Below are 352 nucleotides of genomic sequence, written 5' to 3' on the forward strand. Positions count from 1 at the left end.
CTCAAGATAATTCAGAACAGAACCAATCTGAAAATAAAAAAGGCGATGAAGATACATATACATTTATAGCTTTCATAGCAGTAATTGTTTCATTATTAAAACAAGATTTTACAGGTCAATCATTTGATCCAATTGACCTGATAAGAATAAAAATTAATGATTTAAATAAAATCAGCGAAGCAAGATACCGAGATGAAATTAGAAAAATTAAGGAATAGGAGATAACGCATTATGGCAACTTGGATAATAGCATTTGGCATTTCAATAATTATTGGTTTTTTAATTGTTTATTGTCTAATAAAATGGTTGTCAAAACATTAAAGAGTAATCATTAAGTTGGTTGCTCTTTTTT

At 27.0% G+C, this 352-nt stretch carries 1 pseudogene; it reads left to right on the forward strand.

The annotated features are described in order from the left end of the window. Positions 1 to 218: pseudogene (locus tag IV67_RS09345) on the forward strand (hypothetical protein); the annotation flags it as partial. Positions 219 to 352: the final 134 nt, after the last annotated feature.

It is taken from the genome of Weissella minor (assembly GCF_001437425.1).
Lineage (GTDB): Bacteria > Bacillota > Bacilli > Lactobacillales > Lactobacillaceae > Weissella > Weissella minor.